Below are 19,870 nucleotides of genomic sequence, written 5' to 3'. Positions count from 1 at the left end.
AGAAGGGTCGAGCCCCCGCACCACACGGTGCGGGGGCTCCCCGCATTTAACACCCTCCGTCCTCGTTGTATCCCCTCCGACCACGGCTTATGGTCGAGGACCAGGACCCGGTGACGACGAGGAGGAGCCGTGCGACGGAGCAGGCTGATGGCAGCAGTGATCGGAACGGCTGCTCTGGTGCTCGCCGGCTGCGGCGGGGGCGGTGACGACAGCGCCGTGGTCGAGGAGACGTCGGCCGCCCCGGAGGCGGCTCCCGGCTCCCGCGCCGTCCTCCAGGACGCCGAGGGCGCGGAGGTCGGCAGCGTCAGCTTCTCGGAGGTCGCCGCCGGCACGGAGGTCGTGGCCGAGGTGCAGGGACTCGAGCCCGGCTTCTACGGACTGCACGTGCACGCGACCGGCCTCTGCGAGCCCGACAGCGCGGCCCCGGGGGACCCCGGCACCACGGGCGCGTTCCTCTCCGCGGGCGGCCACCTCGGGAACGAGGACGCCGAGCACCCCGGCCACCGGGGCGACCTCCCCGGTCTCCTGGTGACGGAGGAGGGGGCGGGCTTCCTCACGACGGTCACCGACCGCTTCGGTGTCCAGGACCTCGTGGCCGACGACGACGGCAGCGCCGTGGTGGTCCACTCGGGCCCCGACAACCACGCCAACGTCCCGGAGCGCTACGCCCCCGGCGGACCCGACGAGGCCACGCTGGGCACGGGCGACGCCGGCTCGCGGCTGGCCTGCGGCGTCGTCGAATGACCGCGGGCCGTTCCGGCCGCGGGTGAGACCCGGCCCTGCGGCGGCGTCCTTCGCTACCCTGGGAGCGTTCCTGCCGTACGCCCGAGAGAGGGGTCTCCCACCATGCCCGACGTCAGTCCCGCCACCGCCCGGATCAACGGGGTCACCATGACCTACACCGACCGGGGGGAGGGGCCGGTCCTCCTCCTGCTGCACGGTCACGCCTACGACCGCAGCATGTGGACCCGTCAGGTCGAGGTGTTCGCCTCCAGCGGCTGGCGGGTGATCGCCCCCGACCTGCGCGGCTTCGGCGGGTCCGAGGTCACCGAGGGGATCGTCTACACCGAGGAGTTCGCGGACGACGTCGCCGCGCTGCTCGAGCACCTGGCCGTCGACCGGGCGGTGGTGGTCGGGTTCTCGATGTCCGGCCAGATCGCCATGGAGCTCCTCCACCGCCACCCCGGCCGGGTCCGGGCGCTGGTCGTCAACGACACCGTCCCCGAGGCGGAGGACGCCGCCGGCAGGCGGCGCCGCCACGTCGCCGCGGACGCCATGCTGACCGGCGGCATGGAGGCCTACGGCCGCAATGTCCTGGGCAAGATGGTCGCCGAGTCGACGGTGGAGACCCGCCCCGAGGTGGCGGCCGAGGTGCTGGCCATGCTCCAGAACGCCCCCGCGAAGGGGGCCGCCGCGGCCATGCGCGGGCGCGCCGAGCGCCGGGACTTCACCGAGCTGCTCCGCGGCGCCCGGATCCCCGTGCTCGTCGTGGTGGGCGCGGACGACGCCTTCGACGGCGGCGCCGGCCTGCGGATGACCGAGCTGGCCCCCGGGGCGGAGCTCGTCGTCGTCGACGGCGCCGGGCACACCCCCAACCTCGAGCAGCCCGCCGCGTTCGACGACGCCCTGGAGAACTTCCTACACCGTCTCGACGCCTGAGCGCGGTCACCCCGCGGCAGTACGCTCCTGCGCCCCGTGCCCCTCGGCGGTCCCTCCGTCACGGGGGCGCGGGGTGTCCTGTTCTCCCACAGAGAAGCCGTTGTCCTGCCGACCGCATCATCAGTATGCTGTCCAGATCAGTGCACGACGAGAGGAAGTGGAGCATGGCCGAGACGAACAGCGGCAACCCCGAGAACGCCGACCGCGAGACGGTGGACCAGCTCGCGTTCCAGAACCCCGTGACGCGATACCCCGTCCTGTCGCCCCCGAAGCAGGACCAGCCCGAGCCGGGCCTGGACGTCGAACTCGAGCCCAGGACCGACCGCGGGGAGCTCTCCTACCGGGGGACCGGCCGCCTGGAGGGGCGCAAGGCCCTGATCACCGGGGCGGACTCGGGCATCGGCGCGGCCGTCGCCATCGCGTTCGCCAAGGAGGGCGCCGACGTCGCCCTGAACTACCTCCCGGACGAGGAGCCCGACGCGCAGGTGGTCAAGGCCGCCATCGAGAAGGCCGGTCGCACGGCCGTCCTCCTCCCCGGGGACCTGACCGACAAGGACTTCTGCGCGGCCCTGGTCGACAACGCCGTGGACGGGCTGGGCGGGCTCGACATCCTCGTCAACAACGCCGGCAAGCAGGTGGCGGTCGAGAGCCTCGAGGACCTGAGCGACGAGCAGCTGGTCGACACCTTCACCGTCAACATCGTGGCGATGTTCCGGATCACCAAGGCGGCGCTGCGGCACCTGCCCGCGGGGTCCTCCATCATCAACACGACGTCGATCCAGGCGTACCAGCCGTCGCCGGACCTCCTCGACTACGCGTCGACCAAGGCGGCGATCAACAACTTCACCAAGGGCCTCGGCCAGCAGCTGGCGCCCAAGGGCATCCGTGTCAACGCCGTGGCGCCGGGACCGTTCTGGACGCCTCTCCAGGTCTCGGACGGGCAGCCGAAGGACGCGCTGCCAGAGTTCGGGCAGTCGACGCCCCTCGGCAGGGCCGGCCAGCCCACGGAACTGGCCCCCGCCTACGTGTTCCTCGCCTCCTCCGAGTCGAGCTACGTCATCGGCGAGACCCTCAACGTCAACGGTGGCAGCCCGTCGCCGTGAGGACGCGCCGATCCGGCGAAGGTCTTGGCTCCGTGGAGCCTTCGACCTAGGCTAGAACCAGCCCGCACCATCAGTGGACTTATGAAATGTTCCAGAAAGGCGGAATCATGACCACCAACCCCTATGACCCGACCCCCTACGACGCCGGCTCGAGCCACGCGGCCGACACCGGCACCTCGTCCAAGAAGGACGTCGCGGCGGAGCAGGGCAAGGCCGAGGCGAACCAGCTGAAGCACGAGGCCGCCGGCTCCGGCCAGCGCGTCAAGGAGACGGCGAAGGAGCAGGCCGGAGCCGTCAAGCAGGAGGCCACCGCCCAGGCGCAGAACCTCCTCGGCCAGCTCCGGAGCGACCTCAGGGACCAGGTGGCCCCCCAGCAGGAGCGCATCGCCTCGAGCGTCCGCTCCGTCAGCGACGAGATCAACGCCCTGTCCCGCGGTGAGAAGCCCGAGACGGACTTCGTCACGGGTCTGCTCGGCAGCGTCTCCGGGCGCGTCGACTCCATGGCCTCCTCCCTGGAGAACAAGGACGCCCAGGACCTGCTGCAGGACGTCCGCCGGTTCGCGGCCCGCCGCCCCGGGACCTTCCTGGCCCTCGCCGCCGGCATCGGGCTCCTCGCCGGCCGCGCCACCCGCGGCGTCAAGGACAGCGACGAGATCGCGACCGACCGCCAGGGCGCCAAGGAGTACTTCGGCGTCTCCGGCCGGCAGGACCAGGGCACTCCGGCCGGGACGGGCGTCGCCACCGGCGCCGTCTACGACCAGGGCTACGACCGCAACCTCACGGCGACCGAGACCTCGGGCTACACCCCGGCCGACCCCTACGCCTACCGCTCCGACGAGCAGGGCGAGGCGGCCCGCACCTACACCGACCGCGTGCCCGGCACCGTCTACCCGGACCAGGAGGGCGACCGTCGATGAGCCATCCCATTCCCCCCTCGGACGCCGAGGACAGGGCGGAGCACGAGTCGCTCGGTGAGATGTTCAAGTCGCTGAGCACCAACCTCTCCACCCTCATCCAGCAGGAGATCGCGCTCGCCAAGGCCGAGACGACGCAGGCGGTGCAGGAGGCCAAGCAGTCCGCCAAGGACACGGGCAAGGGCGCCGGCATGCTCGCCGGGGCCGGCGTGGCCGGTCACTTCGTCCTGCTCTTCCTGTCCCTCGCACTCATGTGGGGACTCAGCAACCTCGTGGGCCTGGCCTGGTCCTCGGTCATCGTGGCCGTGCTCTGGGCCGTCATCGCCGGCATCCTCGCCGCGATGGGCAAGAAGAACCTCAACGAGGGCAAGCGGGAGATGACCGAGGCGACCCAGGATCCGCTGCCCCTCACCCGCGAGACCGTCTCCGAGATCCCGGACACCGTGAAGCCCTCCAAGAAGGAGAACCGATGAGCCAGCAGAACCCCGAACAGATCCGCGCCGACATCGAGGCCACCCGCGCTCGGCTCGGCTCCGACGTCGACGCCGTCGCGGAGAAGGTGACGCCCGAGCGCGTCGTCGAGCGGCAGAAGGACAAGGTCCGCGGCAAGGTCCAGGACACCGTGCACGGAGTGAGGGAGCGAGTCATGGGTTCTTCCGACGACGAGTTCACGGTGGGCGGCTACTCCACCGGTGACGTCAGGGACGAGGCGGCGTACCGCGCCGACCAGGCCCGCGGCGCCGTGCAGAACGCCCCGGCCACGGCCAAGGCGAAGACCCGGGGCAATCCGCTGGCCGCCGGTCTGATCGCCCTCGGCGCCGGCTGGCTCGTCGGCTCGCTGCTGCCCTCCACGCAGAAGGAGCAGGAGCTCGTCGCCGACGCGGCGGACCGGGTGCAGCCCCACGCCCAGCACGCGGTCGAGTCCGCGAAGAGCGCCGCGCAGGAGGTCGCCCAGGACCTCAAGGAGCCGGCCCAGGAGGCCGCGCAGTCCGTCAAGGAGACCGCGCAGTCGGGCGCCCAGGAGGTCAAGCAGCAGGGCCAGGGCGAGGCCCGGCACCTGAAGTCCTCCGCCCAGGACTCGGCGCAGTCCGTCAAGGACGAGACGAAGAACGCCTGACCCGCGCCCGGCCGCACCCCGGCCGGGAACCGGTGACGCACCGGGCACGACGAGGCCCCCGGACCGACGGTCCGGGGGCCTCGTCGTGCCCGGGGACCGGTCAGCGGGCCCGGGCGGCGTGCCCGAGGAGCCCCGGGAAGTAGCCGGACAGGTAGCCGCGCTCGGTCGGGTGCAGGTTGTGGCTGCCGGCGTCGGGGCCGAAGAGGATCCACGGGTCAGCCGAGCCGACGCCGTGGCCGCGGAAGCGGTCGGTGACGTCCACGAAGACGGCGCCCTCCTCCTCCACGCCGGCCGCGAGAGCCGCGTTGAGCTCGTCGGTCCAGTCGTTGAGCTGGGCGGCCCGTTCGGCGGAGATCAGCGGGCTGTCCGCGCGGTCGTCGAAGAGGTGCGGATAGCCCAGCACCACGATGCGCGCGTCCGACGCCGCGTCGACGGCCGCGACGGTCTTGCCCGCGGAGGCGGCGGCGGACGCGATGAGCGCGGGGGCCTCCGCGAGCTTGGCGTCGCACGGCGCCGGACCGTAGGCGGCCTCGGCGGGGGCGCTGCACGCCTCGATGAACCCGCCCCACCCGATGTCGTTGCCCCCCAGGGTCAGTGTCACCAGGTCGGCCGAGTCGAGGGCGTCGGCGACCGGCTCCGTGGCGACGAGCTTCCGCACATGGTGCGTCTCGTAGCCGGCGCACGCCGCGTCCAGGGTCACCTCGATCCGGGGGTGCGCGTCCAGCTTGTCGACGTGGTCCCGTCCCGTGCCCTGGACGCAGCCGGGAACGCCCTCGACCGCCTGGAGCCCGCCCGTGCCGAAGGCCGCGGAGTAGGAGTCGCCGAGGTTGACGACCTCGACGGTGCGCGGGGCCGCGGCGGCGGGGGAGGCGGCCGCGCCCGAGAGGGCGAGCGCCGCGGCCAGGGCGGTGACGGTGCGTCGGGCGATGATTGAGGACATGGCGGGGACCTTTCGGGGGGCGGTGGCGCCTCCCGGGGGCGGCGCCGTGACGGCGGACGCCGGTGACTCCCTGAATTTACAGTCGCGACGCGGCGGAGGGAAGGTCTGTCCCGGCGTCCTGACCCCAGGACCCGGCCAGGAGCTCGAGGGAGCGCAGCACCTGCTCCTGGGTGGGGGACGCGGGGGCGATCATGAGCTCGTCGGCGTCCGCCGTGGCCGCGAAGTCCTCCAGGGCGGACCGGACCTCGTCGCCCGTGCCCGCGGCCGACCAGTGCAGCATGTGCAGGATCTGCTGCCCGGCGGGGCTGTCCATCACCATGTCCAGCTCGGCCTCGCTCAGCTCGCGGCCGCGGCCCACCATGGCGCGCACCCGTTCGCGCCGGGCGGTCCCGAGCTGCTCGGCGGCGTCCTTGGTGGTGTCCGCGGCGATGACGTTGACGGCCGCGACGACGTACGGCTCCGCGAGCTGCTCGGAGGGACGGAACCCGGCGCGGTAGGCGGCCACGGCGTCCACGAGCGCGTCGGGGGCGAAGTGGGAGGCGAAGGCGTAGGGCAGCCCGTAGGCGGCGGCGAGCTGGGCGCCGAACAGCGAGGAGCCCAGGATCGTGAGGGGCACGTCCGTCCCGGCGCCCGGCACGGCGCTGACCCCCGGGACGATCGAGCGGCCGCTGAGATAGCCCTGCAGCTCGCGGACGTCCTGCGGGAACTGCTCGGCGGCGGAGGGGTCCCGGCGCATGGCCCGCACCGTCCGCAGGTCCGTGCCGGGGGCCCGGCCCAGGCCCAGGTCGATCCGTCCGGGGTGCAGCTCGGCGAGCGTGCCGAACTGCTCCGCGATCACGAGGGGGGAGTGGTTGGGCAGCATGACGCCGCCCGCGCCCAACCTGACGGTGGAGGTGTGCGCGGCGACGTGGGCGATCAGCACGGCCGGGGCCGAGGAGGCGATCGTGGGCATGTTGTGGTGCTCCGAGTACCAGACCCGCAGGTACCCCAGGCGCTCGGCGTGCTGGGCGAGGCGCACGGAGTCGGCGAAGCTCTCGCCCACGGACGCGCCCTTGCGGACGGTGGCGAAGTCGATGACGGACAGGGGCAGCGGCACGGCGGACCTTTCACGGTGATCGGGAGACCCTCCACGCTACTCCTCTCCGCCCGGGACCGCCGTGGCGGGGCGCACACCGGTGCCGCCGCCCGCGGTGCCGGTGCGCGGTGTCGGCGGTCGCGGCTACGCTCGGCAGCATGATCGACCCCTCGACCCCGTTCTCGGCGCCCGAGCTGTTCGAGCTGCCCCGGGAGCGCGCGGAGATCGCCCCCGGCGCCGTCCACGTGCCGGGGTGGCTCGGGCCCGAGGAGCAGCGGGACCTGGTGCTCCGCTGCCGGGAGTGGGCCGTGGGCCCGGTGCCCATGCGGCACATGGTGCTCCCGGGCGGCGGCCGGATGTCGGTGCGCTCCACGACCCTGGGCTGGGACTGGGCGCCCTACCGCTATCTTCGCACCGGGGAGCGCAAGCGGGCACCGGACATGCCCCCGTGGCTGACCGAGCTGGGCCGCCGGGCCGCCCGGGAGGCCTACGGCCCCGGCAGCCCGGACGCGCAGGACTACCGGCCGGACACCGCCCTGGTGAACTTCTACGACGCGGACGCCCGGATGGGCATGCACCAGGACAGGGACGAGGCCTCCGCCGCGCCGATCGTCTCCCTCTCGCTCGGGGACACCTGCGTCTTCCGCTTCGGGAACACGCAGACCCGCTCGGCGCCGTACCGGGACGTGGAGCTGCGCAGCGGCGACCTCTTCGTCTTCGGCGGACCCTCCCGCTACGCGTTCCACGGGGTGCCGCGCATCCGCCCCGGCACGGGGGCGGCCGCGCTGGGCATGAAGGGCGGGCGGCTGAACCTGACCCTCCGGATGACGGGACGGTCCCGGCCGGAGCGCTGAGTCCCCGTGCCAGACTGGCGGGATGGAGCTCCCCGATCCCGCACCGGCCCACCTGATCGACCCGGCGGCGCCGGACGCCGAGGACGTCGGCGCCTACCGCCTGCTCGCCGCGGACATCGCCTCCGGCGTGGCGGTCGTGGCCGCCCGGCACCGGCGGCGGGACGTCGCCGCGACCGTGACCGGGTTCCTCGACGTCTCCTACGACCCGCCCACCATGCTCGTGAGCCTCTTCGAGGAGGGGCGGATCTGCGACGCGGTGGAGTCCTCCGGCGCGTGGACGCTCTCCGTGCTGCGCCGGGACCAGGAGGGCATCGCCAACTGGCTCGCGAGCCCCGGCAATCCGGTCGAGGGCCTGCTGGACGGCGTGCCCTTCCGGCGCGCGCCGCGCTCGGGGGCGCCCGTCCTGGACGGGGCGCTCGCGTGGTTCGAGCTCTCCACCGTGGCCGTGCACACCGCCGCGACGCACCGGGTCGTCGTCGGCGAGGTGACCGCGATGGGCCGCGGGGTCGCGGAGGCCCAGGCCGACGACCCGCTGGTGCACTACGCCCGCGGCTACCGGGGCCTGACCCGGTGACCCGGGGGCGCCGGACACGACGACGGCCCCCGTGCAAGACTGTGACGTCGGGTTTCTCCCGCCCCGTCAGCGGCGGAATCGATTGACTTCCGCTCCGGTTCCGGACGTAGCGTGGACCGGTGGGGCCGCCCGGCGGCACCGTTCCCACGGCTCTCCACGGAAGGACACTCATGGCGGCCCAGCACCACGAACGCCGGCCTCGTCGGGGGCACGGCGACGACGCGCCGGCCGGCGGCGCACCGGAGCAGAGCCCTGCGCGGACGCCCGAGCGGACGGCGGAGGAGCCGCGGCTGAGCGCGGTCCCGCGGCCCGGCCCCCCGGCCGAGCGCGCGGCCGCGTCGGTCGCCGACCTCGAGGTCCCGGCAGACCACCTCCAGGACCTGGAGCACGTGGGCGAGGCGTTCAAGGCGGCCTTCGCCCACCACCCCGCGGGGGTCGCGATCATCACCGCGCGGGGCCCCGAGGGGCCGGTGGGCCTGACGGCGTCCTCGGTGTCCTCCGTGTCGGCCGTGCCGCCGATCCTCGGCTTCTCCCTGCAGGCCCGTCAGGGCTCGGCCGCGCTGCTGGCCGAGGCCGACTCCTTCCTGGTGCACCTGCTGGACGCCGAGAACCTCGACCTCGCCCGGTCCTTCGCCGTCTCCGGGGCGCCGCGCTTCGGGGCGGACATGCCCTGGGAGTACCTGGAGACGGGGGAGCCCCGGCTGCTCAACGTCGCCCGGGTCCTGCGCGCGGTCCCGCTGGCCCGGATCAAGGCCGGGCCCGCCCTCGTGTTCAACGCCGCCGTGGTCGACGTCCTCGGCCACGAGGGCACGGGCGTCCCCCTCGTCTACCACCGCCGCCGGTTCCACGAGCTCAACGACCGCTCCGCCCTGGACCCCGAGGCCTGAGCACCCGGAGACGGGCCCCGAAGTCCCGGAAGAACTTCGGACTTTGTTGTTGACACATCACCAAGGTGCTCCTAGAGTAGTTGACGAAGCAACAACCTGCTCGCCACCGATCCCCAAGGAGAACACCATGTCCCAGCTCAACGGTCTCGTCCCCGGTTCCTGGACCTTCGACCCCGCCCACTCCGAGGTCGGCTTCACCGTCCGCCACGCCGGCATCTCCAAGGTGCGCGGCACCTTCGGCGAGGTCGACGCGCAGCTCGAGGTCACCGACCCGGTCGAGAGCTCGACCCTGAACGCCACGGTCCAGATGGCGAGCATCGACACCAAGAACGCCGACCGCGACGCCCACGTGCGCAGCGCCGACTTCTTCGCGGTCGAGGAGCACCCCACGATGACCTTCACCTCGACCGCCGTGGCCTTCGACGGCGAGGAGGGCACGATCACCGGTGAGCTGACCATCAAGGACGTGACCCGCACCGTCGAGCTCGCCACCGACTTCAGCGGCGTGGTCGTCGACGCCTTCGGCGTGACCCGCGCCGGCTTCTCCGCCGAGACCACCATCTCCCGCAAGGACTTCGGCATCACCTGGAACACCGCGATGGAGGCCGGCGGGGTCCTCGTCTCCGACAAGGTCGTCATCAGCCTCGACGTGGCGTTCACCGCGCCGCAGAACGACCCCGAGGAGACCGTCGAGGGCCAGGAGGCCGCCTCGGCCCAGGCCTGATCCCCGACGGGCGCGCACGGGAGCGGCCCGCACCCCTGCAGGGGTGCGGGCCGCTCCCGTGCGCGCCGTGACCGGTGCCGCGGGCCGGTGCGGCTAGCGGAGCTGCTGCACCAGGAACCAGATCGCGGGACCCGCGACCAGCAGCAGCAGCGCCCACCGGCGCAGCCGCACCTCGAACGTGGCGGCGTTGAACCGCCGCCCGTCCTTCGGCCGGGACTCGGCGATCTCGTCCTCGAGCGGCTTGGGGGAGGGCTCCTGCGACTCCTCGTGCGGGTCCTGGTGCGGGTCCTCGGGGCCGGTGCCGGCAGGGGGCACCGAGGTCACCGCCACTTCGTGGTCATGATCAGCCCCACCATCATCAGGGCCAGGCCCACCCCGATGTTCCACGTGCCGATCCCGGGCACGGGATAGGTGCCCTGGAAGAGGTAGTAGACGATGAGCCACAGCAGCCCGGCCACCAGCAGGCCCAGCATGATGGCCTTGTACCAGGTGGGCGTCGGGGCGTGGGTCTCCGGGGAGCCGTGCCGGGAGCGCTCGGTGAGCTCCTGCGCCACCGCGTTCGCGGCGGCCTCCGGGTCGAACGCGGTGGAGCCGCCGGGCAGCCCCTCCGCCGCCAGCCGCGCCAGCTCCGCGTCGACGGGCGGGGCGGCGGCCGGCGTCGACCGTCCGGAGCCGCCCGGACGGCGGGCCGGCTTCTTGCGGCGGTTCTTGGACTCGGGCACTGATCCTCCTGATCACCAAGCGGGCCGTCTTCACGGCGGGGGGTCCGGTGCACCAGTCTAGCCGCCCGGTGCGCGCCCTCCTGCGGACGCGTAAGCTGGACGGGCGCACGCGCCGAGAGGCACCCCACTCCCAGGAGATCCTGTGACCGTCAAGATCCTCGTCGTGGACAACTACGACAGCTTCGTCTACACCCTCGTCGGCTACCTCGAGCAGCTCGGTGCGAAGACCACGGTCATCCGCAACGACGACCTCGACGAGACCGCCGCGTGCGCGCTCGCCGACGAGCACCAGGGCGTCCTCCTCTCGCCCGGCCCGGGCGCTCCCGCCGACGCCGGCGTGTGCACCGCCCTGATCCGCCACGCCGAGCGGACGGGGCAGCCGCTGCTCGGCGTCTGCCTCGGCCACCAGGCCCTCGCGGAGGCGTACGGGGGAACCGTCACCCACGCCGAGGAGCTCATGCACGGGAAGACCTCCCGGGTGGAGCACAACGGCACGAGCGTCTTCGGCGCCGTGCCCAGTCCGTTCACCGCGACCCGCTACCACTCGCTCGCCGTCGTGGACCAGTCCGTGCCCGACGTCCTCGAGGTCACCGCCCGCACCCCGAACGGGGTGATCATGGGGCTGCGCCACAAGAGCGCCCCGCTGCACGGGCTGCAGTTCCACCCGGAGTCCGTCCTCACCGAGGGCGGCTACCTCATGCTCGGCAACTGGCTCGAGCTCGTAGGGCTCAAGGGCGCGGCGCGGGCCGCCATGTCGCTGTCCCCGCTGATCGCCGTCTGACCCTCGGCCGCCGGCCCGGACGTCAGTCGCGCCGGGGCCCTCGGTCCGCGCCCTGCTCGAGCGCTTCGCGGGCCCGGTCGGCCGCCTGCTGGGGGATCCCGTCCTGCTCGTCGTCGTCGCGCGCCTCGGTCTCGGGGGAGTCCTCCGGGGACGTCTCGGCGGAGTCGTCCGGGGTGCTGCCGGGCTCGGACTCCTCCTCCTCCGGTGCGGCGGTCTCCTCGGCCTCCTCCTCGTCCTCGGTCGCCTCCGGGGAGGGGGACGGGGTGGGCGAGGGGCTCGGCTCCGGAGCGGGCTCGGGCTCCGGGGCGACCGCCACGGTGAGCGTGATCGTCGAGCCCTGCGGCGCGGACTGTCCGGCGTCGACGCTCTGGTCCACGACCTGCCCGGCGGGCACTCCGGCCCGGGGGGTGGTGACGACCTCGGACGAGAGGCGGACCGCGTCCGCGCCGAGGGCCGCGACCGCCTCCTGCCGGCTCAGGCCCACGAGCTGCGGCACGGTCACCCGCCCCGTGGACAGCACGAGCTGCACCTCCGAGCCGCTCGGAACGGTGGTCCCGCCGGCCGGGTCGGTGGCGACCAGCATCCCCTGGGGCACCCACGGGCTGTTCGCCGTGCGGGTCGCCCCGGCCTCGAGCCCGGCGGCCTCCAGGGCGTCCCGCACGTCCTCCTCGGACCGGCCCGCGAGGTCGTCGGGGACCTCCACCTCGGCGGGCCCCCGCGAGACCGCGAGGACCACGGCGGAGCCCTCCTCGACCTGTGTGTCGGCCGTGGGATCGGTGCCCACGGCGTCGCCCTCGGGCACCTCGTCGTCGAAGACCTCCTCGCGCTGCGGCACGAGCTCCGCGTTGCGCAGCGCCGTCTCGGCCACCGCCGCGTCCATCCCCGCCACGTAGGGGACGGCGACGAGCGCGGGTCCGCCGCGCTGGTCCTGGACCCACTGGAGGGCCACGACCCCGAGGACGGCGAGGACCGCGAGGGCGAGCAGGCCGATCAGCGCCGCGCGCAGCGGTCGCCGTCGGCGGTCCCGCGCAGGGGTCGAGCCGCTGCCGGGGTCGTCCGCCGGCACCGGCGCCGCGGCGACCGCCGTGCCCGCCGCCGTCGGCGGAGCGGCCGCCCCGGCGGGCACGGGGACGGGCGGGAGGGTCTTGGTGTCCTCGTCCCGCTGCCGCACCGCGTGCAGGGGCTGGGTGGCCTCCAGGTCCCCCGGCACCGCGGGGCGCAGCTCCCGCAGCGCCCGGCGCATCTGCCCGGCGTCCTGGAAGCGGGCGGAGCGGTCCTTGGCGAGGGCCTTCGCCAGGAAGTCGTCGACGCGCCCGCCGAGCCGCGGGTCCAGCTCGGAGGGCGCGGGGGGATGGTCCCGGACGTGCTGGGCGGCGATGTCCACCGAGGACCCGCCCACGAACGGCGCCCGGCCCGTGAGCATCTCGAAGAGCACGCACGCGGCGGAGTAGAGGTCGGAGCGGGCGTCCACGGACTCGCCCCGGGCCTGCTCCGGGGACAGGTACTGCGCGGTGCCGAGGACGGCCTGGGCCTGGGTCAGGGCCGGCGAGGTGTCCTCCACGGCCCGGGCGATGCCGAAGTCCATGACCTTGATCTGCCGCTCGGGGGTGACGATCACGTTGGCGGGCTTGATGTCCCGGTGGACGATGCCGGCCCGGTGGCTGTACTCCAGGGCGTCGAGGATGCCCAGGGTGATGTCCACGGCCTCCTGGGGCGTCACGGCGTTCTCGTGGATCAGCTCCCGCAGGGTCCGGCCGGGCACGTACTCCATCACGATGAACGGCCGGTCCACGCCCTCGTCGGTCGTCGCGAGGATCTCGCCCGTGTCGTAGACCGAGACGATCGAGTGGTGGTTCAGGGCGGCCACGGACTGGGCCTCGCGCTTGAACCGCTCGTGGAAGGTGCCGTCCCGGGCCAGTTCGGGGCGCAGCACCTTGATGGCCACCCGCCGGCCCAGCCGCAGGTCCCGCCCCAGGTGGACGGTGGCCATCCCGCCGCGGCCGATGGTCTCGCCCACCTCGTAGCGGTCGTTGATGAGGGAGGGGACGGGGTTCCGGCCCGGCACGGCTCAGCCCTCCTGGCCGGGCCCGGTCGGTGTCGCGGTGGGCGAGGGCGATCCGGTGGTGGGGGCGGTGGTGGTCTCGGGCGCCGCGGCGACCCACATCTCGATGGTGTCGCCGGGGCGGACGGTGGACCCGCCCAGGGGCTGGGTGCGCAGCACGGTCCCGGGCTCGGCGTCCTCGGTGGTCTCGTCGTAGCGGATGATGTTCACGCCCAGGAGCCGGATCTCGTCGATCAGCGGGTCGGCCGGGCGGCCGACCATCCCGGAGGGCAGCTCCACGGTGTCCGGGCCGGTCGAGTAGACCACCGTGATGGTGGTGCTCCGCGCCACCTGGCCCACGGGGTTCAGGGACAGGACGGTGTTCTGCTCCTCGTCCGCGGTGCGGCCCTGCCGCTCCACGGGGAAGCCCAGGTCGGAGAGCTCCTGCACCACCTCGTCCACCGGCCGGCCCTCGTAGCGGGCGGCGAGGACCTCCACGGTGTCCGCGCCGGGCTGCTCCGCCGCCGGGGGCGTCGGCTCGCCGGGCACCGTCGAGGTCGAGACGGTGCCCGTGGGGGAGGGCTCCTGGCTCACGGGCGCCGGCTCGCGCAGCAGGAAGAACCACAGCAGCCCCGCCACGAGGAGCAGCACCAGGAGCACCGGCAGCAGCCAGGCCCACACCGAGCGGCGCTCCCGGCGCTCCTCGGGACGGGCCGGACCGGTGCCGGGGTCCTCCCCGGGGCCCTCCCCGGGGCCCTCCGGGCCGTCGACGACGTCCAGCTCGGCGGTGATGGGCCGTGGCCCGCCGGCGGCGGCAGCTCCGGTCGCCGCGGCGGCCGCGGTGCGGTCCCGGTCCAGCACCTGCGTCGGCTCGTCGCGCACGGGCTCGAACGCCTGGGTGGCGTCGTCGTCGGGCAGGTCGAGGAAGGGGCGCATCCCCGGGACGGCCGCGACCGCCGCGTCCTCGTCCCCGCGGCGGATGGCGTCCACGGCGGTGGCCAGGGCGCCGGCCGTGGCCGGGCGGTCCTTGGGGTCCTTCGCCAGCATCGACATCAGCAGCGCCCGCACGGTCTCGGGCACGCTGTCCTTCAGCGGCGGCGGCGGGTCGTTGACCTGCGCGAGGGCGATCGCGATCTGCGACTCCCCGGTGAACGGGCGGCGCCCGGCCAGGCACTCGTAGCCGATGATGCCCAGCGAGTAGATGTCCGAGGACCCCGTGGCGGTCTGACCCGTGGCCTGCTCGGGCGCGAGGTACTGGGCGGTGCCCATGACCTGCCCGGTGGCCGTGAGGGGCACCTGGTCCGCCAGGCGGGCGATGCCGAAGTCCGTGACCTTCACCCGGTTGTCCGGGGTGATCATGAGGTTGCCGGGCTTCACGTCGCGGTGCACCAGGCCCTGGGCGTGCGCGGCCGCCAGCGCCCGTGCGGTCTGCCCGATGTAGTTGAGCACGGTGTCCGGGGCGAGCGTCTTCTGCCGCTCGATGATGTTGGACAGCGGCTCGCCCGGGACCAGCTCCATCACGAGGAAGGCGGAGCCCTCCTCCTCGCCGTAGTCGAAGACGTTGGCCACCCCGGGGTGGTTCAGGAGCGCGGTGTGCCGGGCCTCGGCGCGGAAGCGCTGCAGGAAGTTCGGGTCCCCGTTGTACTCCTCCTTGAGGATCTTCACGGCCACGATCCGGCCCAGGACCCGGTCCTTGGCCTTCCACACCTCACCCATGCCGCCGATCGCGATCCGATCGGTCAGTGCGTAGCGCCCGCCCAGGACGGTGCTCGACGATGGTCTCACTTGTTCAACACCGCCTCGAAGAGTCGCTTGGCACCGGGACTGGTCAGGGAGGCGCCCGTCGCCACGTCCACGTCCTCGAAGACGACGGCGAGGGCCACCTGGGGGTCGTCGGCCGGCGCGAAGCCCGTGAACCAGGAGTCGTTGAGGCCTTCGTCCGAGCCGATCTCGGCGGTGCCCGTCTTCCCGGCCACCTCGACCCCCGGGACGGCCGCGCCGCGGGCGATGCCGTCCTCGACGACCTGCACCATCAGGTCCGAGACGGTCCCGGCGACGTCCGCGCTCGTGGAACGGCGCAGCTGCTCCGGGTTGAGCTCCTCGATCACGGACAGGTCGGCGGAGCGCACGGTGCGCACGAGCTGGGGCTTCATCTGCACGCCGTTGTTGGCGATCGTGGCGCTCATCATGGCCACCTGCAGGGGCGTGGTGCGCACGTCGTACTGGCCGATCGAGGACAGCGCGAGCTGGGCCTCGTTGAGCTCCTCGGGGAACACCGACGGGGTCACCTTGAGCGGCACCGAGAGGGGCTCCCCGTAGCCGAAGTTCCGGGCGGTCTCCCGGATCGCGTCCTCCCCGAGGTCCAGGGCGATCGAGGCGAACGGCGTGTTGCAGGACTGCTCGAGCGCGAACTCCAGGTCCGCCTCCGCACGGGCGGTGCAACCGCCGCCCACGTAGTTGGGCAGGGTCACGTCGGTGGCGGGCAGGGGCAGCTCCTGGGGGTTCGGGATCAGGGTCTCCGTGGTGTAGTCCCCGGACTCGAGGGCGGCCACGGTGTCGATGATCTTGAACGTCGAGGCGGGGGCGTAGAGGTCACCGGCGACGGCCCGGTTGACGAGGGGCGCGTCGGGGTCCGCGTTGAGCCGTTCCGCGGCGGCGATCACGGAGCCCGAGTCGTGCGAGGCCAGCTCGTTGGGGTCGTAGCCCGGGGTGGAGACCATGGCGAGGATCGCGCCCGTCTCCGGGTCGAGGGCCACGATCGAGCCCTTCCGGCCCTCGAGCACCTCGGCCGCGGTCTGCTGCAGCACCGGGTCGATGGTGAGCTCGACCGACGCGCCCGTGGGCTGGTTCCCGGAGAACATGGAGACCACGCGGTCGTAGAACTGCTCGTCGGAGGCGCCGGAGAGCTCCTCGCCGAGGGCCGCCTCGAGCCCGGTGGCGCCGTAGACGAGGGAGAAGTAGCCCGTGAGGTGCCCGTACGTCAGCGGGTCCGCGTAGACGCGCTGGTACTCGAAGTCGTCCTCCGAGGGCACGGAGGACGCCTTCGGGTCCCCGTCCACGAGGATCGCCCCGCGGTCCGCGCCGAACTGGTCGTAGAGGCTGCGGTTGTTCCACGGGTGCGCCTCGAGGGTGCGCGCCGCGACGAACTGCACGTAGGTCAGCGCGAGGAGCAGCACGGTGAAGATCGCCACGCCGGCCACCCAGGTGTGTCGGATCGCCCGGTTCACGATGCTCCTCCGTTCTCGGTGCTCCGGGACCCGCCGGGGCCCCTGCGGTCCTTGTCGGTGAGGCGGGACATCGCCTCGGTGGGGGTGCCGCCGTGGTGGTCCGCGTCCTCGGCGTCCCGGTGCCCGTCGAGGCCCGCAGCGGCGATCGGCTCGGTGGCGGCGGTGTCGGCGGGCACCGCCGGGCCGCGGGCCGTGTCGGCCCCGGTGCCCCGCCCTCCGGCGGCGCGGTCCACCCCGTCCGCCTGCCCCGCGTCCTGCTCGGGCCCGTCCGGATCCGTCCCGGGACGGCGGTCCCGGCGGCGTCCCGGGCGCTCGGCGCGCTCCTGCTCGTCGCGCCGCGCCGCCTCGCGCAGCGCGGCCTCGTGGGCGGCGATCTCGGCGAGGTCGGCCTCGGTGGCCGGACCGGTGACCACGGGCCGGCGGGCCGTGTGGGAGATCGCCAGGATGATCGCCGCGATGATCCAGTTGGACAGCAGCGAGGAGCCGCCCGCGGACATGAACGGGGTGGTCAGCCCGGTCAGGGGGATGAGCCGGGTGACCCCGCCCACCACCACGAACAGCTGCAGCACGATGACCGCGGACAGCCCCGCCGCCAGCAGCTTGCCGAAGGAGTCACGGGTGCCCAGGGCGGCCCGGAAGCCCCGGGTGACGAACAGGAAGAACAGCACGAGCACGGCGCTCAGGCCGATGAGCCCCAGCTCCTCGCCGAACGCGGTCATGATCATGTCCGAGTTGGCGTAGGAGACGAGGTCCGGCCGGCCCTGGCCGAGCCCCTGCCCGAAGAGCCCGCCGGAGGAGAGCCCGAACAGGCCCTGGACGATCTGCCCGGAGCCGCCCGGGGCCCGGTTGTACACCTCCGGGTCGAACGCGTTGAGCCAGGAGTCCAGGCGTGCCGCCACGTGGCCGAAGGTCTGGCTCGCGAAGAACCCTCCGACGGCCACGAGCAGCAGCCCGATGACGATCCAGCTGAGCCGGCTCGTGGCGAGGTAGATCATGGCCAGGAAGAGGCCGAAGAACAGGATCGCGGAGCCGAGGTCCCGCTGGAACACCAGCACGCCGATCGCGATGATCCACGCCGCGAACATCGGCGCCATGTCCCGGAACCGCGGCAGGCGCACGGGGCCGATCTTCTTGCCGGCCAGGAGGATGAGGTCCCGGTTGGTCGAGAGGTAGCCGGCGAAGAAGACGGCCAGGGTGATCTTGGCGACCTCCCCGGGCTGGAAGGTGCGCCCGCCCACGGAGATCCAGATCCGGGCGCCGTTGAGCTCCAGGCCGAGACCGGGCAGGAGGGGCAGGAGCAGCAGCAGCCCGCTGAGCACCAGGCAGATGTAGGTGATCCGCCGCAGCACCCGGTGGTCCTTGAGGAACCAGAGCACCAGGCAAGCGGCGGTCATGGCGAAGGCCGTCCACACCACCTGGGAGCCCGCGGCCGTCTGGTCCGTGGTGAGGTCGATCCGGTGGATCATGGCGATGCCCAGCCCGTTGAGGGCCACCACGATCGGCAGGACGTAGGGGTCCGCGTACTTGGCCCGCAGCCGCAGCACCACGTGCAGGACCAGCGCGCCGATGCCCAGGACCAGCCCGGAGACGAGGAGGTGCGGGTCCCCCGAGCCCACCTGGTCGGGGTCCACGAGGACGTTCGCGCCCACGCCGATGCCCACGGCGAGCACGAGCAGGAGCAGCTCGGTGAGCCGCCGCGGCTTCTGGCGGGGCTCGGCCTGCTCCTCCCGGGGGGAGGTCGCGGCGGGGGCGCTCATCCGTCACCCCCGGGAGAGGCCGCGGGCGAGGGGGTGGGCGAGGCGGTGGGGGAGGCGGTGGCCCGCTGGACGGTGCCCGTCGGGCGCGGCTCCGGGCCGGGCGTCTCCTCGGGCACGGACTCGCGCAGCTCGCCCACGATCCGCTCCGCCTCCTCGAGGCTGCCGGCGGGGATGGCGTTGCGGACCCGTTCCTGGGCGAAGCCCGGGAGGTCCTCGACCCGCAGGTCCGTGGCGCGCTCGAGGTCGCTGAGGCTCACGGGCCCCAGCGACTGCGAGACGCCGTTGTAGATCGCCACGTTGCCCTGCTGCTCGCCGACGTAGTACTGCGAGCTGATCCAGCCGCTCGTCAGCCAGCCCCCGGCCACGAGCAGCAGCCCTGCCGTGGCCAGCGCGAGCACGGCCACGGCGCGCCGGTGGCGGCGCCGGCGCGGGGACGGGACGGTGGCGTCGGCCCGGTGCAGCGCCGACTCGACGTCCCGCGGATCGGCCAGCGTGTCCGGGGCGGAGGTCTGCAGGAGGGTCGCGCGGCGCTCCAGGACGCTGTCGCTCACGGTGGGGATGCGCCCGGTCTGGGTGGCGTTGGCGGCGGCGCCCACCAACAGGTGGGGGCGCGCGGCGAGGTCGCGGCGCAGCGCGGCCGCCGAGGACTCGGCCTCGGCGGTCCCCTGCGTCCCGGCGTCCCCGGTGATCTCGTCCGAGGTGCGGGCGAACTCCGGGTCCGGGACGGCGCCGCGGGCCTCGCCGGCCTGCGGCACGGGGGCGGTGTCGTCGGTCTCGAAGACCTGGACGACCACCACGGTCACGTTGTCGGGGGCCCCGCGGTCCAGGGTCAGCTCCACGAGCGTGTCCACAATCTGGTTGAGGTCGTCGGTGGAGCCCAGCACCGAGTGGATGGTCTCCGGGCGGACCACGGCGTTGAGCCCGTCGGAGCACAGCAGCCAGCGCTCGCCGCGCTCCGGGCGGAGGGTCTCCACGTCGATCTCGGGGGAGGCGTCGACGTCCCCGAGCACGCGCATGAGGACGTTCTTGTGCGGGTGGGACTCGGCCTCGTCCGGGCGCAGCCGGCCCTCGTCGATGAGCCGCTGGACGAAGGTGTGGTCCTTGGTGACCTGGCGGAACTCGTCGCCCCGCAGCCGGTACGCGCGGGAGTCCCCGATGTGGGCCACGACGAGCTCGTCCTGGTCCGCGAGCAGGGCCGTGACGGTGGTGCCCATGCCGCCCAGGCGGGCGTTGCCCAGGACCAGCTTGGCGAGGTTCTGGTTGGCGTTCTGGATCTCGTCCGTGAGCACGGTGGCGCCGTCGCCGTGGTGGTCCGGGCGGTCGAGGCTCGTGAGGTCCATGACCGCGGAGGCCGAGGCGACGTCCCCGCCCACGTGCCCGCCCATGCCGTCGGCGACCACGGCGAGGTGACGGCCCGCGTAGGCGGAGTCGTCGTTCTTCGAGCGGACCCGGCCCACGTCGGAGCGCGCCGCGTAGCGGAAGGCGATCGCCATGC

At 73.6% G+C, this 19,870-nt stretch carries 20 protein-coding genes; 11 read left to right on the top strand and 9 right to left on the bottom strand.

Features of this window, described 5'->3' with window-relative positions; all coding sequences use genetic code 11:
* The first annotated feature begins 147 nt into the window (after window positions 1–147).
* The 6 genes from E7Z53_RS13645 to E7Z53_RS13620 all read left to right on the top strand — a co-directional run bounded on the left by E7Z53_RS13645 (window position 148) and on the right by E7Z53_RS13620 (window position 4,793).
* Window positions 148–744 (top strand): superoxide dismutase family protein, encoded by a 597-nt coding sequence (locus tag E7Z53_RS13645; protein WP_217905759.1) that lies wholly within the window; start codon window positions 148–150, stop codon window positions 742–744.
* A 102-nt stretch (window positions 745–846) separates the two neighbouring features.
* Window positions 847–1,659 carry an alpha/beta fold hydrolase gene (locus E7Z53_RS13640; protein WP_176337974.1) on the top strand — a complete coding sequence of 271 codons (813 nt, stop codon included), beginning with the start codon at window positions 847–849 and terminating at the stop codon, window positions 1,657–1,659.
* Between the two features lie 164 nt (window positions 1,660–1,823).
* Window positions 1,824–2,762 (top strand): SDR family oxidoreductase, encoded by a 939-nt coding sequence (locus E7Z53_RS13635; RefSeq protein WP_017834107.1) that lies wholly within the window; start codon window positions 1,824–1,826, stop codon window positions 2,760–2,762.
* A 107-nt stretch (window positions 2,763–2,869) separates the two neighbouring features.
* Complete coding sequence (locus E7Z53_RS13630; RefSeq protein ID WP_176337973.1) at window positions 2,870–3,679, top strand: hypothetical protein; 810 nt, start codon at window positions 2,870–2,872, stop codon at window positions 3,677–3,679.
* Complete coding sequence (locus E7Z53_RS13625) at window positions 3,676–4,149, top strand: phage holin family protein (protein ID WP_017834106.1); 474 nt, start codon at window positions 3,676–3,678, stop codon at window positions 4,147–4,149. The genes E7Z53_RS13630 and E7Z53_RS13625 overlap by 4 nt, the downstream gene beginning before the upstream one ends.
* Window positions 4,146–4,793, top strand: coding sequence for a DUF3618 domain-containing protein (locus E7Z53_RS13620; protein WP_176337972.1), 648 nt, complete (start codon window positions 4,146–4,148; stop codon window positions 4,791–4,793). The genes E7Z53_RS13625 and E7Z53_RS13620 overlap by 4 nt, the downstream gene beginning before the upstream one ends.
* A gap of 100 nt (window positions 4,794–4,893) precedes the next feature.
* On the opposite strand, the gene E7Z53_RS13615 is transcribed toward E7Z53_RS13620, so the two are convergent.
* A complete protein-coding gene (locus tag E7Z53_RS13615) occupies window positions 4,894–5,733 on the bottom strand; it encodes a GDSL-type esterase/lipase family protein (protein WP_109222293.1) in 840 nt (279 codons plus the stop codon).
* 76 nt (window positions 5,734–5,809) lie between these two features.
* Window positions 5,810–6,829 carry an LLM class flavin-dependent oxidoreductase gene (locus E7Z53_RS13610; protein WP_109222292.1) on the bottom strand — a complete coding sequence of 340 codons (1,020 nt, stop codon included), beginning with the start codon at window positions 6,827–6,829 and terminating at the stop codon, window positions 5,810–5,812.
* Between the two features lie 137 nt (window positions 6,830–6,966).
* On the opposite strand from E7Z53_RS13610, the gene E7Z53_RS13605 reads away from it, so the two are divergent.
* The 4 genes from E7Z53_RS13605 to E7Z53_RS13590 all read left to right on the top strand — a co-directional run bounded on the left by E7Z53_RS13605 (window position 6,967) and on the right by E7Z53_RS13590 (window position 9,847).
* Window positions 6,967–7,662, top strand: a complete 696-nt coding sequence (locus E7Z53_RS13605; protein WP_109222291.1) for an alpha-ketoglutarate-dependent dioxygenase AlkB family protein — start codon at window positions 6,967–6,969, stop codon at window positions 7,660–7,662.
* 22 nt (window positions 7,663–7,684) lie between these two features.
* A complete protein-coding gene (locus E7Z53_RS13600; protein ID WP_035930494.1) occupies window positions 7,685–8,236 on the top strand; it encodes a flavin reductase family protein in 552 nt (183 codons plus the stop codon).
* Between the two features lie 170 nt (window positions 8,237–8,406).
* A complete protein-coding gene (locus E7Z53_RS13595; RefSeq protein ID WP_017834100.1) occupies window positions 8,407–9,123 on the top strand; it encodes a flavin reductase family protein in 717 nt (238 codons plus the stop codon).
* Between the two features lie 127 nt (window positions 9,124–9,250).
* Window positions 9,251–9,847, top strand: a complete 597-nt coding sequence (locus E7Z53_RS13590) for a YceI family protein (protein ID WP_176337971.1) — start codon at window positions 9,251–9,253, stop codon at window positions 9,845–9,847.
* A 93-nt stretch (window positions 9,848–9,940) separates the two neighbouring features.
* On the opposite strand, the gene E7Z53_RS13585 is transcribed toward E7Z53_RS13590, so the two are convergent.
* Both E7Z53_RS13585 and E7Z53_RS13580 read right to left on the bottom strand, forming a co-directional pair.
* Window positions 9,941–10,171, bottom strand: a complete 231-nt coding sequence (locus E7Z53_RS13585; RefSeq protein ID WP_126346562.1) for a hypothetical protein — start codon at window positions 10,169–10,171, stop codon at window positions 9,941–9,943.
* A complete protein-coding gene (locus tag E7Z53_RS13580) occupies window positions 10,168–10,569 on the bottom strand; it encodes a cell division protein CrgA (RefSeq protein ID WP_017834097.1) in 402 nt (133 codons plus the stop codon). Before E7Z53_RS13580 ends, E7Z53_RS13585 begins: the two co-directional genes overlap by 4 nt.
* Before the next feature lie 142 nt (window positions 10,570–10,711).
* Between E7Z53_RS13580 and E7Z53_RS13575 the strand changes: the two genes are divergently transcribed.
* Complete coding sequence (locus E7Z53_RS13575; RefSeq protein ID WP_017834096.1) at window positions 10,712–11,350, top strand: anthranilate synthase component II; 639 nt, start codon at window positions 10,712–10,714, stop codon at window positions 11,348–11,350.
* 22 nt (window positions 11,351–11,372) lie between these two features.
* Here the strand turns inward: E7Z53_RS13575 and pknB are convergent, their stop codons facing one another.
* The 5 genes from pknB to E7Z53_RS13550 are packed head-to-tail and all read right to left on the bottom strand — an operon-like array spanning window position 11,373 to window position 19,868.
* The gene (gene pknB, locus E7Z53_RS13570; RefSeq protein ID WP_035930253.1) at window positions 11,373–13,415 is read right to left on the bottom strand and encodes a Stk1 family PASTA domain-containing Ser/Thr kinase; all 2,043 of its coding nucleotides are present in this window, start codon (window positions 13,413–13,415) and stop codon (window positions 11,373–11,375) included.
* A 3-nt stretch (window positions 13,416–13,418) separates the two neighbouring features.
* Complete coding sequence (locus tag E7Z53_RS13565) at window positions 13,419–15,176, bottom strand: protein kinase domain-containing protein (RefSeq protein WP_176337970.1); 1,758 nt, start codon at window positions 15,174–15,176, stop codon at window positions 13,419–13,421.
* The gene (locus E7Z53_RS13560) at window positions 15,173–16,618 is read right to left on the bottom strand and encodes a peptidoglycan D,D-transpeptidase FtsI family protein (RefSeq protein ID WP_017834093.1); all 1,446 of its coding nucleotides are present in this window, start codon (window positions 16,616–16,618) and stop codon (window positions 15,173–15,175) included. The genes E7Z53_RS13565 and E7Z53_RS13560 overlap by 4 nt, the downstream gene beginning before the upstream one ends.
* Complete coding sequence (locus E7Z53_RS13555) at window positions 16,615–18,375, bottom strand: FtsW/RodA/SpoVE family cell cycle protein (protein WP_109243679.1); 1,761 nt, start codon at window positions 18,373–18,375, stop codon at window positions 16,615–16,617. Before E7Z53_RS13555 ends, E7Z53_RS13560 begins: the two co-directional genes overlap by 4 nt.
* Complete coding sequence (locus E7Z53_RS13550; protein WP_017834091.1) at window positions 18,372–19,868, bottom strand: PP2C family protein-serine/threonine phosphatase; 1,497 nt, start codon at window positions 19,866–19,868, stop codon at window positions 18,372–18,374. Before E7Z53_RS13550 ends, E7Z53_RS13555 begins: the two co-directional genes overlap by 4 nt.
* Between the last annotated feature and the right edge of the window lie 2 nt (window positions 19,869–19,870).

The organism is Kocuria salina (genome assembly GCF_013368965.1).
Lineage (GTDB): Bacteria > Actinomycetota > Actinomycetes > Actinomycetales > Micrococcaceae > Kocuria > Kocuria rosea.
The sequence above is the reverse complement of the archived record's forward strand: the minus strand, read 5'-3'. Positions and strand labels throughout refer to the sequence as shown.

Coding starts and splice junctions, on each gene's coding strand:
- E7Z53_RS13645 (WP_217905759.1), top strand. CDS start 148: ATGGCAGCAGTGATCGGAACGGCTGCTCTGGTGCTCGCCGGCTGCGGC.
- E7Z53_RS13640 (WP_176337974.1), top strand. CDS start 847: ATGCCCGACGTCAGTCCCGCCACCGCCCGGATCAACGGGGTCACCATG.
- E7Z53_RS13635 (WP_017834107.1), top strand. CDS start 1,824: ATGGCCGAGACGAACAGCGGCAACCCCGAGAACGCCGACCGCGAGACG.
- E7Z53_RS13630 (WP_176337973.1), top strand. CDS start 2,870: ATGACCACCAACCCCTATGACCCGACCCCCTACGACGCCGGCTCGAGC.
- E7Z53_RS13625 (WP_017834106.1), top strand. CDS start 3,676: ATGAGCCATCCCATTCCCCCCTCGGACGCCGAGGACAGGGCGGAGCAC.
- E7Z53_RS13620 (WP_176337972.1), top strand. CDS start 4,146: ATGAGCCAGCAGAACCCCGAACAGATCCGCGCCGACATCGAGGCCACC.
- E7Z53_RS13615 (WP_109222293.1), bottom strand. CDS start 5,733: ATGTCCTCAATCATCGCCCGACGCACCGTCACCGCCCTGGCCGCGGCG.
- E7Z53_RS13605 (WP_109222291.1), top strand. CDS start 6,967: ATGATCGACCCCTCGACCCCGTTCTCGGCGCCCGAGCTGTTCGAGCTG.
- E7Z53_RS13600 (WP_035930494.1), top strand. CDS start 7,685: ATGGAGCTCCCCGATCCCGCACCGGCCCACCTGATCGACCCGGCGGCG.
- E7Z53_RS13595 (WP_017834100.1), top strand. CDS start 8,407: ATGGCGGCCCAGCACCACGAACGCCGGCCTCGTCGGGGGCACGGCGAC.
- E7Z53_RS13590 (WP_176337971.1), top strand. CDS start 9,251: ATGTCCCAGCTCAACGGTCTCGTCCCCGGTTCCTGGACCTTCGACCCC.
- E7Z53_RS13555 (WP_109243679.1), bottom strand. CDS start 18,375: ATGAGCGCCCCCGCCGCGACCTCCCCCCGGGAGGAGCAGGCCGAGCCC.
- E7Z53_RS13550 (WP_017834091.1), bottom strand. CDS start 19,868: ATGGCGATCGCCTTCCGCTACGCGGCGCGCTCCGACGTGGGCCGGGTC.